Source organism: Micromonospora alfalfae (assembly GCF_022230925.1).
Taxonomy (GTDB): domain Bacteria; phylum Actinomycetota; class Actinomycetes; order Mycobacteriales; family Micromonosporaceae; genus Micromonospora; species Micromonospora alfalfae.
Genome location: NZ_JAKKFH010000004.1, coordinates 21829 through 37222, shown reverse-complemented (window position 1 = coordinate 37222; position 15394 = coordinate 21829). Strand labels below are relative to the sequence as shown.

Here is a 15394-nt window from a genome sequence, read left to right as displayed (position 1 = left end):
AGAGGCGGCAGACCCATCGCGGGTTCCGCTGACCGAAGCGGACGAATGGCGCGGGGCGACACACGGTTCGGGTGGTCCGTGGGGGTTCGGGCCATCGAGGGCGGGCGCTTCCGGCTGGTAGTGCGGCCCGCTGTAACCTCCGGCCACCTCATTCCTGTTACTTGTGTGTTTCCGCCACATAGCTCGTGGGTGACGTCACTTCTAGCGTGAGCCGTCACGAAGAAGTTCTCTCCCTCTGAGTCCTCATGTGGAGTCGCAATGACGGTCCGGACGACGCGGCGGGCGTTCCTCTCCGCCGCCACGATGATGGCCGCGGCGCTGGCCGCCACGGCCTGTGGCAGCCCGCAGGACACCGCCACCGGCGGCGGCGACAGTGCCGCCCCGGTCAAGGTCGGCCTGGTGTACTCCCAGTCGGGAGCCCTGGCCAGCTACGGAAAGCAGTACATCGAGGGGTTCAAGGCGGGGCTGGACTTCGCCACCCAGGGCACCGGCAAGGTCGGTGACCGCAAGATCGAGTTGACCGAGGTCGACGACGCTGGCGATCCGGCCAAGGCCGTCTCCGCGGCGAAGGACCTGATCGGCAAGGGTACGAAGATCATCGCCGGCTCCACAGCCTCCGGTGTGGCGCTCCAGGTCGCGCCGATCGCGGCGCAGAACAAGGTCCTGTTCATCTCCGGCCCGGCCGCCACGGACGCGGTGACCGGCGCGAACAAGTACACCTTCCGCTCCGGTCGGCAGTCCTACCAGGACGTGGTGACCGCCAAGTCGTTCATCGGTGACCCCACCGGCAAGAAGGTGGTGGTCTTCGCCCAGGACGGCGCGTTCGGTGACGCCAACGAGGCCGCCGTCAAGGCCGTCATCGGCAGTGCGGGCGCGACGGTGAGCAGCGTCCGGGCCCCGGCCAGTGCCACCGAGTTCACCCCGTTCGCCAGCCAGATCAAGACCGCGAAGCCGGACCTGCTCTTCGTGGCGTGGGCGGGCACCACCGCCCCGGCCATGTGGCAGACCCTCGACCAGCAGGGCGTCCTCTCGTCCACCACTGTCGTCACCGGCCTGGACATCCGCGCCTCGTGGCCGACCTTCGGTGCTGCCGGCGCGAAGATCTCCTTCCTCTCGCACTACTTCGACGGTGCCAGCGACACCGAGGCCAGCAAGGCGCTGAAGGCCACTGTCAACACCATCGACCTGTTCCACCCGGACGGCTTCGCCGCCGCGCAGATGGTGGTCCGGGCCGCGCAGGAGGGTGGCGACGACGTCGACAAGATGGTCACCGCCCTGGAGGGCTGGAGCTTCGACGGGGTCAAGGGCAAGATGACCATCCGGGCCGCCGACCACGCGCTGCTCCAGCCGATGTTCCAGGCCAAGCTGACCGGCAGCGGCACCGCGTTCACGGCGACCGCGCAGAAGAGCCTCACCGGTGACGAGACCGCGCCGCCGGCCGTGGCCATGAAGGGCTGACCATGCTCGCCACCCGCGGTCTGACCTGGCGGATCGGTGAGGTCGCCATCGTCGACAGCGTCTACCTCGACCTGGCGCCCGGGGAGTTCCTGGGCGTCATCGGGCCCAACGGCGCCGGTAAGACCTCACTGTTCAACCTGATCACCGGCCTGCGCCGGCCGACCGAGGGCCGGATCGTGCTGGACGGGCAGGACATCGGGGCGCTTGCGCCGCACCGGCGGGCGCGCCTCGGTCTGGGCCGTACCTTCCAGGCGTCCTCGGTCTTCGGCTCGCTGAGCGTGCGGGAGAACGTCCGGCTCGCCGTGCAGGCGCACCGCGGGGGCTCGATGGCACTGTGGCGGCGGGCGGCGGCCGACCGGGAGGTCGCCGCCGCCGCCGACGCGGCGCTCGACCGGGTCGGCCTCGCCCACCGGGGTACGGCCCTCGCCGGCACCCTGGCCCACGGCGAGAAGCGCAAGCTGGAGATCGCCCTGCTGCTCGCCGGTGAACCGCGGGTGATGCTGCTGGACGAGCCGATGGCCGGGGTCAGCGCCGAGGACGTGCCGGAACTGGTGGCCGTCATCAAGTCGCTGACCGGCGACAGTGGCCGGGCGGTGCTGATGGTCGAACACCACATGGACGTCATCCTGGAACTGGCCGACCGCATCGCCGTCATGCATCACGGCGCGCTGCTGGCCTGCGACACCCCGGAGACGGTGATGGCCAACCCCACAGTGCAAGAGGCCTACCTGGGGGAGTCGCTGTGAACGCGAGGAGCGAGCCGGGTCTGCCAGCCCCGCAGTCGCGAACTGAGGAACCGATCCTCAGTGTGGAGGAGCTTTCGGTCCGGATCTCCGGGCTGCACATCCTCCAGGGGGTGTCCTTCACTGTCGCCCCGACCGGCGTGACAGTCCTGCTCGGTCGCAACGGCGTCGGCAAGACCACCACGCTGCGCGCGATCGTCGGCCTCACCCCGCCCGCCGGGGAGGTCCGCGGCACCATCCGGATGGGCGCGCAGAGTCTGCTGGCCCGGCCGACGCACCGGCTGGTCCGCGGTGGGCTCGGCTACGTGCCCGAGGACCGCTGCGTGTTCGCCGGGCTCACCGTCGCGGAGAACCTGCGCCTCGCCGAACGGCGCGGCACCACCCCGGCGTACGACAAGGTCTTCGCGCTCTTTCCGGAGCTGGACCGACGCGGGCGGCAACGGGCCGGTTCGCTCTCCGGCGGGCAGCAGCAGATGCTCGCCATCGGTCGGGTGCTGCTCAACGACAACCGGCTGCTGCTCGTCGACGAGCCGACCAAGGGGTTGGCGCCGAAGGTGGTGACCGAGGTGGCCGAGGTGCTGGAACGGGTCGCGGAGTCGGTGCCGGTGCTGCTGGTCGAGCAGAACCTGGCAGTCGTACGCCGACTGGCCCGCGACGCTGTCGTGCTGGCCGCCGGCAAGGTGGCGTGGACCGGCGACGCCCACGAGTTGCTGTTGGAGACCGCGTTGACGAAGTCGCTGCTCGGTGTCGGCTCGGCGGAGGTGTCCACGCCGAGCGCGAGGAGTGAGCTTGCGAGCCCCGCAGTCGCGAGGAAGGACCAGCTCTGATGGGCACCGTGATCCTGTTGGCGTTGACCGGCCTCGGCCTGGCGGCGCTGTACTTCCTGGTCGCCTCCGGCCTGTCTCTGGTCTTCGGCCTGGCCGACGTGCTCAACTTCGCGCACGGGCTGTTCCTCGGCGTCGGCGCGTACGGCACCTGGTGGGCGGCGGGCAACCTGCCGGGCGCCGGCCCGGACGGGTTCGGCTTCGTGATCGCTGTCGCCTTCGGGGTGGCCGCCGGCACGCTGGTCGCGATCCTGGTCGAGCTGGTGCTGATCCGCCCGCTGTACTCCCGCACCATCGAGCAGGTGCTCGTCACCGTCGGGCTGTCGCTGGCCGGGGTGGCGTTGCTCCAGGCCACCTGGGGTGCGGACGCCCGGCCGTTCCCGCGTCCGGACTGGACCCGGCAGGTGACCGGGATCCTCGGCGCGCAGGTGCCAAACGGTGGCCTGCTGCTGATCATCGCGGCGGTGCTGGTGCTCGGCGCGATCCTGGCGTTCCTGCGCTGGACCCGGTACGGCCTGGTGATCCGCGCCGGGGTGGAGAACCGGGAGATGGTGACAGCGCTGGGCATCGACGTCCGCAAGGCGTTCACGCTGGTCTTCGCGATCGGTGGGGCGGCCGCCGCGCTCGCTGGCGCGCTCGGCGGGGTCTACTTCGGCACCGTCTCGCCCGGGCAGGGCGGCTCGCTGCTGATCTTCGCGTTCATCGTGGTGGTGATCGGCGGGATGGGCTCGGTGGTCGGCTCCGCGTACGCGGCGGTCGTGGTCGGGCTGGTGCAGCAGTTCGTCAACTACTACGGCACGTCCGGGCTGGGCGACATCTGCGTGGTCGGGCTGCTGGCCGTGGTGCTGCTGCTGCGTCCGCAGGGCATCGCCGGAAAGGTGGCAACGGCATGACGGTGATCGACGCGCCTCGCGCACAGGTGCCCGACGAACTGAGTCCGCAGCGGGGGCGGTGGCACCGGGTCCGCCCGTTCCTGCCGCTGGTCGCGCTGGTGGTGCTGGCGATCCTGCCGTACTCGACGATGTCCCTGCCGGGGGTCTTCGAGGGGCCGGTCAACTCACCAGGCACCCTGCAACTGCTCGCCATCTGCCTGATCTTCGGTGGGTTGGCGGCCGGGTACGACCTGCTCTTCGGCCGGACCGGGATGCTCTCCTTCGGGCACGCGCTGTACTTCGCCGCCGGTGTCTACGGCACCGACATCCTGATCACCCGGGCCGGTCTGCCGCTGTGGCAGGCGGGGCTGCTGACCATCACCGGCGGCACCATCCTCGCCGCGCTGCTCGGCGCGGTGGCGCTGCGGACGGTGGGCATCGCGTTCGCCATGGTCACTTTGGCCTTCGCCCAGGTGGGCGCGATCCTGGTGGCCCGGGACTTCGGCGGGCTCACCGGTGGCGAGGAGGGCCTGCCGCTGGACGTGTCGGGGCTGCCCGCCGGACTGGTGGGGGTGACAAACACGGTCAACCTGTACTGGTTGGCGCTGGCGTACCTGACCCTTGTGGTCTTCGTGGTGCACCGGGTGAGCGGGTCACCGACCGGTCGGGTGCTCGCCGGGCTGCGTGACGACGAGCGGCGGATCGGCGTGCTCGGGTTGGACCCGTACCGCTACAAGCTGGTGGCGTTCACCCTGGCCGGCGGGTTGGCGTCGGCGGGCGGGGTGGTCTACGTCCTGATCGTCGGCGGCGCGTCGCCGCACATCACGTCCTCCGAGCTGACCCTGTCGCTGCTGGTGATGGTGGTGCTCGGCGGGCCGGGCACCCGGTGGGGTCCGGTGCTCGGTGGTGTCCTCTACATGTACCTGGACCACCGGCTCACCGCCTTCGGCACGAGCGACGCGGTGGACAACCTGCCGGCCGTCCTCAGCCGTCCGTTGAGCCAGCCGCTGTTCGTCCTGGGCACTGTCTTCATCCTGGCCGTCTACTTCTTCCCAGGTGGCCTGACCAGCCTGGCCCCCCGCCTGTCCCACCTGACCCGCGCCCTCCGCCCCCGACCCCGCCGCTGACCAACGTTGACTCGGTTGATCAAGAGGTTTGCGTCAGAATCAGGCCGAATGGTGACGCAAACCTCTTGATCAACAGGGGGATGACGGACGGCGCTGGTAGAAATGCCGGGTGGAGACAGCAGAGCGGGCAGCGGTACGCGAGCGGGCCGAGGCGGTGCTGCGCCGGCTGGCCGGTGACAACGCCCGGCTGCGCGAGGATCAGTGGCGCGCCATCGAGGCGCTGGTCGTCGACCGGCGGCGGGTGCTCTGCGTCCAGCGCACCGGTTGGGGCAAGTCGGCTGTCTACTTCGTGGCCACCGCACTGCTCCGCGACCGCGAGCAGCGCCACCAGGCCGGGCCGACAGTCATCGTCTCGCCGCTGCTGGCGTTGATGCGCAACCAGGTCGAGGCCGCCGCGCGGGCCGGCATCCGGGCCCGCACGATCAACTCGGCGAACCTCGACGAGTGGGACGAGATCACCGCCGAGATCCAGACCGGCGCGGTGGACGTGCTGCTGATCAGCCCCGAACGGCTCAACAACCCGGATTTCCGCGACGGCGTCCTGCCGAAGTTGGCCGCCACCACCGGCCTGCTGGTGGTCGACGAGGCGCACTGCGTCTCCGACTGGGGGCACGACTTCCGGCCGGACTACCGGCGGCTGCGGACGTTCCTCGCCGAGCTGCCCGAGCGCACCCCCGTGCTGGCGACCACCGCCACCGCCAACGCCCGGGTCACCCAGGACGTCGCCGAGCAGCTGGGCGACGCCCTCATCCTGCGCGGCACCCTGGACCGCGAGTCGCTGCGCCTCGGGGTGCTCGACCTGCCCAGCCCGGCGCACCGGCTGGCCTGGCTCGCCGACCACCTGGACCAGCTGCCCGGCTCGGGCATCGTCTACACGCTGACCGTCGCGGCAGCGGGGGAGACCGCAGAGTTCCTGCGCTCCCGGGGCTACCCGGTCGCCTCGTACAGCGGGCAGTCCGACGACGCCGACCGGCGCGCCGCCGAACAGGACCTGCTCGACAACAAGATCAAGGCGTTGGTCGCCACCAGCGCCCTCGGCATGGGCTTCGACAAGCCCGACCTGGGCTTCGTCGTCCACCTCGGCGCGCCACCCTCGCCGATCGCGTACTACCAGCAGGTCGGCCGCGCCGGCCGCGCCGTCGAGCACGCCGAGGTGCTGCTGCTGCCCGGCGTCGAGGACGCCGCGATCTGGCGGTACTTCGCCTCGCTGGCGTTCCCACCGGAGCAGCAGGTCCGGGCCGTGCTGGCCGCCCTGCACACCGACCGCCCGCTCTCCACCCAGGCACTCGAACCCCTCGTCGACCTGCGCCGGGCCCGGTTGGAGCTGATGCTGAAGGTGCTCGACGTGGACGGCGCGGTCCGCCGGGTGCGCGGTGGTTGGCTCGCCACCGGCGAGCAGTGGGTCTACGACGAGGCCCGGTTGCGCCGCGTCGCCGAGGCGCGCACCGTCGAGCAACAGGCAATGCGGGAGTACGCGACGACGTCCGACTGCCGGATGCGATATCTACGGGAACGCCTGGACGACACCGAGGCGGCCGACTGCGGCCGCTGCGACAGGTGCGCCGACCCACTCTTCGCCGCTGACGTGTCGACCGCCGCGCTCTCCGCCGCACAGACCTTCCTGGGTCGACCCGGCGTGGAGATCGCACCGAAGAAGCTGTGGCCGACCGGGCTCGACGCGGTGGGCGTACCCCTCAAGGGCCGGATCGCCCCCGCGGAGCAGGCGCTGCCGGGCCGGGCCGTCGGGCGCCTCTCCGACCTGGGCTGGGGTGGCAGGCTGCGCGCCCTCGTCGGCCCGGAAGCGCCGGACGCGCCGGTGCCCGACGACGTCGCCGGCGCCGTCGTGGAGGTGCTGAAGGCATGGGCGCACGGTGACGACCCGTGGCCCCGCCGGCCGGTGGCGGTGGTCGCGGTCGGTTCCCGTCGGCGGCCCCGGCTGCTCGGCTCGCTGGCCGAGCGGATCGCCACAGTGGGCCGGCTGCCGCTGCTCGGCGAGGTCACCGCGTCCGGCCCCGACGGCCCGGGTGGGCCACGGGGCAACAGCGCCCAACGGGTACGCGCCCTGCACGACACCTTCACCGTGCCGACCGACCTGGCCGACGCCCTGGCCGGGCTGGACGGCCCGGTGCTGCTCGTCGACGACCTGATCGACTCGGGCTGGACGATGACGCTGGTGACCAGGGCCCTACGCCGGGCCGGCGCGACCGACGTGCTCCCGCTCGCCCTCGCCGTGGCCGGCTGACCCGCTGCCGTCCGGTCGGGTGGGAAAGTTCCCGGGCGGTGTCGAGTGCGACAGTCGCCACGCTCTCCGGGCGTCGGCCAGACCCGGCCGGGCGCGGCGGTACCGTGGGCGGCATGACCGACCACCAGCCCGTCACCCGTGCGTGCGCCGTTGCGGGCACTACCGTCGGCGGCGAGGCAGGCCAGGCGCTGGGCGTCGGTAGTGGCTGACCAGGATCCCGCCGAACTGGACCGGAGCACTCTCCGGCTGGCGCTGGTGGTCGGCGGGCTGGTGCTGGCGGTGCTGCTCGGCTTCGGCCTCGGCCGGCTGAACGCCAACGGCACCGTCACCGGCAGCCCGTCGTTGGCCGCCGAGCACACCGACCCACCGGGCGTCGCACCGCACAACCACGGCAGTGCCGCGGCCACCGATCAGGGCGCGCCCACCGAGCCAGGCGGTCTGGCGGTCAGCTCGGCCGGGTTCACACTGGTGCCGGTGGCCACCGAGTTCGCGGCGGGTCGCCCCGATCAGCTCCGCTTCCAGGTGCGCGACGCGCAGCGCCGGCCGGTGACCCGGTTCGCCATCGTGCACGACAAGCCGATGCACCTCATCGTCGTCCGGCGGGACCTGACCGGTTACCAGCACCTGCACCCGACAATGGCGGCCGACGGCACCTGGTCGGTGCCGTTGACCCTCACGCAGCCTGGCCTCTGGCGCGCGTACGCCGATTTCACAGTGGTCGCCGACAACGGCGCGCAGACCGCTGTGACCCTCGGCACGGACCTGGTGGCGCCGGGCGACTACCGGCCGCGTCCACTGCCGGGTCCGGCCACCTCGACGACGGTGGACGGCTTCACCGTCGGCTACCAGGGCACTGCGCAGGCCGGGGCGACAGTGCCGCTGACCTTCCGGGTCGACGGCGTTGGCGGCGCAGCCCCGCTGGAGCGCTACCTCGGGGCGTACGGGCACCTGGTGGCGTTGCGCGAGGGCGACCTCGGCTATCTGCACGTGCACCCGGAGACCGAGTTGGTGGACGGTCAGATCAAGTTCTGGTTGACCACCCCCGGCCCGGGCCGCTACCGCCTCTACCTCGACTTCCAGGTGAACGCCGAAGTCCGAACCGCCGAGTTCACCCTCACCGTCCCCTAACCCACCCCCACCCCCGTCCCCCCACCCCTTCCCCCGTTGATCATGAAGTTATTGCCCTTCGCTGCGGCGTGTCGTGGCAATAACTTCATGATCAACGCCCGCAGAGGGTGGGGGGTGGGGTGGGGTGGGGGTTAGCTGGCTCGGCGGATGGGGCGGCGGGCCAGGTAGCGGAGCAGGTCGCGGATGTGGTGCTTCTCCTCGGCGGGGACCGTAGGGTCGGCCAGCCGGTCCAGGATGGCCCGGACATCGGCCTCGACCGGGCCGTCGTCGTGGCGTCGGCGGGGCGCGGGGCCGGCGTCGGGCAGCCCGAGCGCGCGGAACGCGGCGGCGACCGGCAGATCCAGTGCAGCGCAGAAGCCGCGCACCTTTGCCAACTCGGGATAGTCCTGCCAGTCGCCGGCCAGCCAGCGGAACACTGTGGAGCGGCCCACGCCCGTGTGTGAGGCAAGATCAGTCACGGTCCAGCCGCGTTCGTCGCGGGCGTCATCGATGGCGCGCCGGACGAAGCGGGCGAAGGCCATCTGCGGTGATACGTCGGCTGATCCCATCCCTGTGTGTCTTCCCCCCTGCCGGAGCACCGGGACGATGCGCCTTCCGAGGGTAGTACGCCAGGAGCCGGAAACAATTGACTGACCGCACAAACTGTCCCGTGGACGAGACTTTTCTCTGGAAGCGTGTGTGCAGAACGAAAATTGCATCGAGCGATCTTCATCGTTCTTCAATTAAGCTCGGTGCCCGTCCCGACATGGCGTCTGTCGCCTGCCGCCTCCGACCGGACCATCGCCGAGGAGCACCATGGCCGAATCGAGCCGCCCCCAGCCGTACCAGCCCGGTGCGGTGAGCCTCTTCTTCGTCGCCAAGGCAGGCGTCTTCGCCGCCGCGTTCTGGATCTGGTTGCTGGTCCTGGTGCTCCGCACCGACTCCGCGACCGGCCTCCAGGTGCTGGCCGCCACCGGCACCATCACCACCACGCTGGTCGCGGTCCTGCTCGGCGCCCGGATGGCGTTGCAACACAACGCCGCCATCCGGCACGCCGAGGTGAAGAAGCTGTTGGTCGACATCTCCTGGAACGCCTTCGCGGCGGCCGGCAACGCCGAGACCGGGGGCACTGTCGTGCCATTCCCGACCGCCCCGGCCGACGGTGATTGGGCCGGCCAGCGGACGGCCGCCGACCGGGTGTCGGTCCTCGACCGCGGTGTCAGCGAGCGCAACGGCGGCCGGGATCGGCGACGCTAGCCACCCACCCCCTAGGAGACGGACGCCTCGCCGGCGGCCAGCAGGGTCTCCAGCCGGGGAGTGACCTGCCACTGGTCTACCAGCTCGCGGTACTCCGCGCGCTGTGGGTCGGTCGCCCCGGCACCGGTACGACGGGCGCGGATCAGCAGGTTACGCGGGGTGTGCTGCGAGTCCACGAACTCCACCACCTCGGTCCGGTACCCGTGCACCCGCAGCAGCCCGGCGCGCACCGCGTCGGTGAGCACGTCGGCGAAGCGCTCGCGCAGGATGCCCTGCCGGGTCAGCAGCTCGTACGGGGCCGGGGTGGGGTGGGCGCGGAGCTGCTTCGCCAGATCGTGGTGGCAGCACGGCGCGGCCAGCACCCAGCGGGCCTCCCAGCGCACCGCGCGGGCCAGCGCCTCGTCGGTGGCGGTGTCGCAGGCGTGCAGCGCCAGCACCAGGTCGGGGGCGGGGTCGACGACGGCGTCGGCGATCGTCCCGGCCACGAAGCTGACCTGGTCGGCCCAGCCGAGCCGTTGCGCCAGCTCGGTGTTTCGTCGCCGCTGGTCCTCCCGGACGTCCACGCCGACCAGCTGGACGTCGAGCCCCCGACGTGTCAGATAGCGGTACGCGGCGAACGTCAGGTAGGCGTTGCCGCAGCCCAGGTCGACCACCCGTAGCGGACCGGTCAGGTCGTCGGGCAGGGTCGCGGCCAGGGCCCGCAGGAACGCGTCCACCTGGCGGCGCTTCGCCGCCGAGCCGCCGATCTCCGCGAAGATCGGGTCACCGGGGTCGAGCAGGTATTCCTTCGTCCGGTCGTTTCCGGTGGGCGTCGCCACCGGACGGGACGTCGCGGCCCTGTGCACCTGCGCCTCGCCGGATTTGGTCACCCGCAGTTGAAGGGTCGCGTCGGCCGTCTCGACGTGCCAGTTACCGAACGGCTCGGCGAGCAGTTCGTCGATCGCCGCAGCGGCCTCCGGACCGGAGGCGAGGTTGCGGGTGTAGGGGCGAGCACCGTCGGACGTGGTGATCTGCATCCGGGGCCCGGCCTTGAGCCGCACCGGCCGCAGTTCGGCCCGTTCGACTGTGGGGCGGCGACCGCGTCGACGTCCGGCGGCGACCGCCCGGGTCAGCGCGGGGTCGAGCAGCAGCGCCCGAACCTCGGTCAGGGCGGCGTCCAGTGGTTGCGGCATCGTTCCATCTTCGGCAGGTGGGGTGGGAGAAGGGAACATCCCCCGTACCGCGCGAGGCGGTGCGGGGGATGTCAGATGTGGCTGGTGGTCAGTCCGCTGTCGCCTCGGCCGGAGTGTCCGCGCCGGAACCGCCACCACGGCGGCGGCGTCGGCGGCGCGGCTTGGACGCCTCGCCGTCAGACGCGGTGGCCGGCTCGGAGGGGCCGGCGTCGGCGGAGATCACGGCTGTCGCCTCGGCCGCGACCACCTCGCCGGCACGGCGGCGACGCCGGCGGCGGGGGGTACGGGTGCCTTCGTTGCCTTCGTCGGCGGCGTCGGCCGCAGGTGCCTCGGCGACGGCCGGCGTGCCGGCGTCGGAGCGGTCGCGGCGGCCATCGCCCCGACCACGGCGCTCGCCGCGACCCTCACCACGGCTCTCGCCGCGTCGGGGGCCCCGACCGCCGCTGTCGCCCCGACGGGAGCGGGTCGTCCCACCCAGATCCTCTTCGATCTCGGCGGACAGCCCGGCCCGGGTGCGCTCGGCGGTGGGCAGCGTGCCGCTGACCTCGGTGGAGATGTGCAGATCGGTGTAGAGGTGCGGCGACGTGTGGTACGTCTCCGGCGGCTCCGGCATCTCCAGACCGAGGGTCTTGTCGATGATCCGCCAGCGCGGCATGTCGTCCCAGTCGACGAAGGTCACCGCGACACCCGTCGCTCCGGCCCGGCCGGTACGACCGATCCGGTGGGTGTAGGTGTCCTGGTCTTCCGGGCAGTCGTAGTTGATGACGTGGGTGACGCCGGTGACGTCCAGCCCACGCGCCGCCACGTCGGTGGCGACCAAGATGTCGATCTTTCCGGCCCGGAAGGCCCGCAGAGCCCGCTCGCGGGCACCCTGGCCGAGGTCACCATGCACCGCGGCGACCGCGAACCCGCGGAAGTCGAGGTCCTCGGCGACCCGGTCGGCGGCCCGCTTGGTACGCGTGAAGATCATGGTCAGCCCACGCCCCTCCGCCTGGAGGATGCGCGCCACCACCTCGACCTTGTTCATCGAGTGGGTGCGGTAGACCAACTGCTGGGTCTGCGGCGACGGGCCGGTCTCGGCGGTGTGCCCGGCGTGGATCGTCATCGGCTGACGCAGGAAGCGGCGCGACAATGTGACGATCGGGTCCGGCATGGTGGCCGAGAAGAGCATCGTCTGCCGGTCTTCCGGAAGCATCGCCAGGATCTTCTCGACGTCGTCGAGGAAGCCCAGGTCGAGCATCCGGTCGGCCTCGTCGAGGACGAGTGCGTGCACCCGGTCGAGCCGGAGGTGCTTCTGCTTCTGCAGGTCCATCAGTCGGCCGGGCGTGCCGACCAGGATTTCGACACCCTTGCGCAGCGCGTCGATCTGCGGCTCGTACGCCACGCCGCCGTAGATCGGCAGCACGCGGACGCCGCGCGTCCGGCCGGCGGCGGCCAGGTCCTTGGCGACCTGGATGCCCAGCTCGCGGGTGGGAACGACGACCAGGGCCTGGGGGACACCGTCGCTGCCCTCGCCCGGGGCGAAGACCCGGTCGAGCAGGGGTACGCCAAAGCCGAGGGTCTTGCCGGTGCCGGTGGGCGCCTGACCGATCAGGTCGACGCCGCGCAGCGCGATCGGGATAGCGTATTCCTGGATGGCGAAGGCGCGGGTGATGCCAGCCGAGGCCAGGGCCTCGACGGTCTCGGCGCGGGCGCCGAGTGCGGCGAACGTGGGGGCCTCCGGTCGAACCGGGGCGGTGGGGGCCAGTTCCTGGCCGTCCAGCAAATCTTGAGTCAGGTCGCTCATGTGGATGTGGGGGTGCCCTCTCGTGGGTGCGCCCGTCATGTCCTCAGGGCGCGTTCGGTATGACGCGGGCCACACGGTCGGCGGCAGATTGCCGAGCCGGACCGGGCCGCACGCGCGCCGCGGGCTGAGCTTCGATCAGATCGGCGCCCACGGCAACTGCTCCATGTTACCTGAACAGGCATGCCCCCGTCCCGATTCCCAGGCGGCCACTCGCCACGCGGGGCAAGCAAATGTGACCTAAGCCACACTCCGCGCCGCGCCCGACGTCGCGCCCCTCGCTCCCGCCGACGTCGATCATGGACTTGTGCTGGGGTACAAAGTTCGCAAAGTGGGTTAAGGCAGGCGGCATCACTCCATGATCGGCCAGGACGGCGCGGGACGCGGTCGAGGGCCGCTACGCGATAGCCTGCCGCTCGTGTCCGCCTCCGGTTCCGCGTACGCCGACCTGCTGGGTCTGGTCGCCTTCGGTGAGCTGCTCGCCTTCGAGCGGATGGCGGGCGATGCCCGGCTCGCTCCCGACCTGCGCCGCCGGGCCGCGCTGAACGAGATGGCCGCAGCCGAGATCGCCAACTACCGGCGCCTCGCCGACCGGCTCAGAGTGTTGGGCGTACCGCCCGAGGACGCGATGGCGCCCTACGTCGAGCCGTTGCAGGCGTACCACGATTCGACCGAGCCACGGGACTGGGCGGAAGTGGTCACCAAGGCGTACGTGGGCGACGCGATCACCGACGACTTCGTTCGCGAGATCGCCGACGCGCTGGAGGAACCGGACCGGGCGTTGGTGCTGGACGTCCTGCACGACTCCCGGTACGCGGACTTCGCCGCGGTGGAGATCCGGGCGGCCGTCGCCGACGACCCCCGGGTGGCCGGTCGGCTCTCCATGTGGGCCCGGCGGCTGGTCGGTGAGGCGTTGTCCCAGGCCGGCCGGGTCGCCGCCGAGCGGGCCACCCTCACCGCGCTGATCGCACGCGACGGCCGGGTCGACGTGCCGGGGCTGTTCGGCAGGCTCACCACCGCGCACACCGCGCGAATGGCCGCCGCCGGGCTGAACAACTGACCACCCGGGCGGGTCGGCCGGCGCCGGCCTGCGGCAGGTGGGCCGAGTGCCGACCTGCCGCGATGGCCGGACCGGTCAGCGGACGGTGAACCCGACCGCCCGCGACGACGCCTCGGCGATCTCGACGTAGGCGACCTTCTCGACCGGAACGATGACCCGCCGGCCCTTCTCGTCGGTCAGGGAGAGCGTGCCGCCGTTGCCGGCGAAGGCGTCGGTCACGATCTGCTCGATCTCGGCCGGCGACTGCGCGCTGTCCACTACCAGCTCGCGTGGCGCGTACTGCACGCCGATCTTGACCTCCACTGTGCCTCCTCAACTGGGGCGAAAGAACCGCCCTGCGAAGGCTATCCGATCACGGGGCCAGCGGTCAGGCTGACTCACCTTGCAGCGGGAAGCTCGCGATGCCCCGCCACGACAGCGCGGCCACCAACGCCTCGGCCTCGGCCTTCGGCACCTGCCGGCCGCCCGCCAGCCAGAACTGCGCGGCCGTCTCCGCCGCGCCGACCAGCCCGGAGGCGAGCAACTCGGCGTGCGCCCGACTCACTCCGGTGTCGGAGATGATGGTGTCGGTGATCGCCGCGATGCAGCCCTGTTCGACCCGTTCCACCCGCTGGCGCACCGCCGGGTCGTTGCGCAGATCCGACTCGAAGACGAGCCGGAACGCCTCGCTCTCGTGGTCGACGAAGTCGAAGTACGCCCGTACCGACGCGCTGACCCGCTCCTTGTTGTCGCTGGTGCCGCGCATCGCATCCTGCACCTGAGCGACGATGGCGTCACAGTGCGTGTCGAGCAGCGCGAGGTAGAGATCCATCTTTCCGGGAAAGTGTTGGTAGAGCACCGGCTTCGAAACCCCGGCCCGCTCGGCGATGTCGTCCATCGCGGCGGCGTGGTAGCCCTGCGCGACGAACACCTCCTGCGCCGCAGCGAGAAGCTGCTTACGGCGCGCGGAGCGGGGCAGGCGGGTGGGCCGGCCGGCGGTCTGTGCACCGTTCCCCGCAGCGGTCATGGGATCCTCCGAGTTCTCCGTACGAGCCGGCATTTTCCCCCCAGACCGGGCGAGGCCCGTGACCTCGGTCGTGGAAATGGCCCGCCGCTGTAACTTATCGCCACTCTCGGCACACGGTAGCCTCAGCGGGGGCGACCAAGGAGCGCGCGGTGAGTGAAACAGGGCAACCCGGAGCCGCCACCCCGGGAGAGCACGGTGACGGAGCGGGTCAGCACGACGACCCGAGTCGTTCCGTCAGTGGGTGGGCGCCTCCGGCGGGTGGGTGGCCCCGAGCCGCCGACCGCGAGGACGCCCGGGATGAGGCGCCGCGCTGGCAGCCCGACCCCGCGTCGGGTTGGCGGACCTCCTCGACACGGCACGGTGACCTGCCATCGCCGCTGGTCGGGCGGTCGGGCGACCCGGAGTCGCCGGCCCGCGCCAACGGCCACCACGTCAACGGCGCGCACCACCCGGACGACGTCAACGGCGTCCCTCACCCCGGTCTCGAACCGCCCGCAGGACGCCCCACGCCGGTGAGCGCCCCGCCCGGGCTGCCCGCTGAGGGGCGTCCCGGGGCGGCCAGCGACCGGCTCGTGGTGCCCGCCCAACGTCCCGCACCGCCGACGGAGCAGAGTGCCGTCGAGCCCGACCCGGGCTCCTCCCCACAGTTCACAGTCGATCCGGCTGCCGCGCACCGTGCCCGCTGGGCCGAGCCCGGGTTGCCCACCCCGGCCCCGCCGGCCGTCCAGGTGCCGCCCGTCGGC

At 71.7% G+C, this 15394-nt stretch carries 14 protein-coding genes; 9 read left to right on the top strand and 5 right to left on the bottom strand.

Annotation, left to right across the window (positions count from 1 at the left end; translation table 11 throughout):
• Nucleotides 1–258: 258 nt before the first annotated feature.
• The 7 genes from MED01_RS02345 to MED01_RS02315 all read left to right on the top strand — a co-directional run bounded on the left by MED01_RS02345 (nucleotide 259) and on the right by MED01_RS02315 (nucleotide 8394).
• Complete coding sequence (locus MED01_RS02345; protein ID WP_238666895.1) at nucleotides 259–1458, top strand: substrate-binding domain-containing protein; 1200 nt, start codon at nucleotides 259–261, stop codon at nucleotides 1456–1458.
• 2 nt (nucleotides 1459–1460) lie between these two features.
• Nucleotides 1461–2204 (top strand): ABC transporter ATP-binding protein, encoded by a 744-nt coding sequence (locus MED01_RS02340; protein WP_238666894.1) that lies wholly within the window; start codon nucleotides 1461–1463, stop codon nucleotides 2202–2204.
• Between the two features lie 62 nt (nucleotides 2205–2266).
• Entirely contained in the window at nucleotides 2267–3028 is a 762-nt protein-coding gene (locus tag MED01_RS02335) for an ABC transporter ATP-binding protein (protein ID WP_238666893.1), read from the top strand.
• Nucleotides 3028–3918 (top strand): branched-chain amino acid ABC transporter permease, encoded by an 891-nt coding sequence (locus MED01_RS02330; protein WP_238666892.1) that lies wholly within the window; start codon nucleotides 3028–3030, stop codon nucleotides 3916–3918. The genes MED01_RS02335 and MED01_RS02330 overlap by 1 nt, the downstream gene beginning before the upstream one ends.
• A complete protein-coding gene (locus MED01_RS02325; protein WP_238666891.1) occupies nucleotides 3915–5024 on the top strand; it encodes a branched-chain amino acid ABC transporter permease in 1110 nt (369 codons plus the stop codon). The genes MED01_RS02330 and MED01_RS02325 overlap by 4 nt, the downstream gene beginning before the upstream one ends.
• A 109-nt stretch (nucleotides 5025–5133) precedes the next feature.
• Nucleotides 5134–7266 carry a RecQ family ATP-dependent DNA helicase gene (locus MED01_RS02320; RefSeq protein ID WP_238666890.1) on the top strand — a complete coding sequence of 711 codons (2133 nt, stop codon included), beginning with the start codon at nucleotides 5134–5136 and terminating at the stop codon, nucleotides 7264–7266.
• A gap of 201 nt (nucleotides 7267–7467) precedes the next feature.
• Entirely contained in the window at nucleotides 7468–8394 is a 927-nt protein-coding gene (locus MED01_RS02315) for a DUF8832 domain-containing protein (protein ID WP_238666889.1), read from the top strand.
• 131 nt (nucleotides 8395–8525) lie between these two features.
• On the opposite strand, the gene MED01_RS02310 is transcribed toward MED01_RS02315, so the two are convergent.
• Nucleotides 8526–8942 carry a helix-turn-helix domain-containing protein gene (locus MED01_RS02310; protein WP_210785506.1) on the bottom strand — a complete coding sequence of 139 codons (417 nt, stop codon included), beginning with the start codon at nucleotides 8940–8942 and terminating at the stop codon, nucleotides 8526–8528.
• Nucleotides 8943–9189: 247 nt separating this feature from the next.
• Between MED01_RS02310 and MED01_RS02305 the strand changes: the two genes are divergently transcribed.
• Nucleotides 9190–9630 (top strand): hypothetical protein, encoded by a 441-nt coding sequence (locus MED01_RS02305; protein WP_238666888.1) that lies wholly within the window; start codon nucleotides 9190–9192, stop codon nucleotides 9628–9630.
• Between the two features lie 11 nt (nucleotides 9631–9641).
• Here the strand turns inward: MED01_RS02305 and MED01_RS02300 are convergent, their stop codons facing one another.
• Both MED01_RS02300 and MED01_RS02295 read right to left on the bottom strand, forming a co-directional pair.
• The gene (locus MED01_RS02300; RefSeq protein ID WP_238666887.1) at nucleotides 9642–10802 is read right to left on the bottom strand and encodes a class I SAM-dependent methyltransferase; all 1161 of its coding nucleotides are present in this window, start codon (nucleotides 10800–10802) and stop codon (nucleotides 9642–9644) included.
• A gap of 88 nt (nucleotides 10803–10890) precedes the next feature.
• The gene (locus MED01_RS02295) at nucleotides 10891–12588 is read right to left on the bottom strand and encodes a DEAD/DEAH box helicase (RefSeq protein WP_238666886.1); all 1698 of its coding nucleotides are present in this window, start codon (nucleotides 12586–12588) and stop codon (nucleotides 10891–10893) included.
• A 415-nt stretch (nucleotides 12589–13003) separates the two neighbouring features.
• On the opposite strand from MED01_RS02295, the gene MED01_RS02290 reads away from it, so the two are divergent.
• The gene (locus tag MED01_RS02290; RefSeq protein WP_238666885.1) at nucleotides 13004–13645 is read left to right on the top strand and encodes a ferritin-like fold-containing protein; all 642 of its coding nucleotides are present in this window, start codon (nucleotides 13004–13006) and stop codon (nucleotides 13643–13645) included.
• A 75-nt stretch (nucleotides 13646–13720) separates the two neighbouring features.
• Here the strand turns inward: MED01_RS02290 and MED01_RS02285 are convergent, their stop codons facing one another.
• Both MED01_RS02285 and MED01_RS02280 read right to left on the bottom strand, forming a co-directional pair.
• Nucleotides 13721–13948 (bottom strand): DUF3107 domain-containing protein, encoded by a 228-nt coding sequence (locus MED01_RS02285; RefSeq protein ID WP_088950288.1) that lies wholly within the window; start codon nucleotides 13946–13948, stop codon nucleotides 13721–13723.
• 64 nt (nucleotides 13949–14012) lie between these two features.
• Entirely contained in the window at nucleotides 14013–14651 is a 639-nt protein-coding gene (locus MED01_RS02280; RefSeq protein WP_030489514.1) for a TetR/AcrR family transcriptional regulator, read from the bottom strand.
• Between the last annotated feature and the right edge of the window lie 743 nt (nucleotides 14652–15394).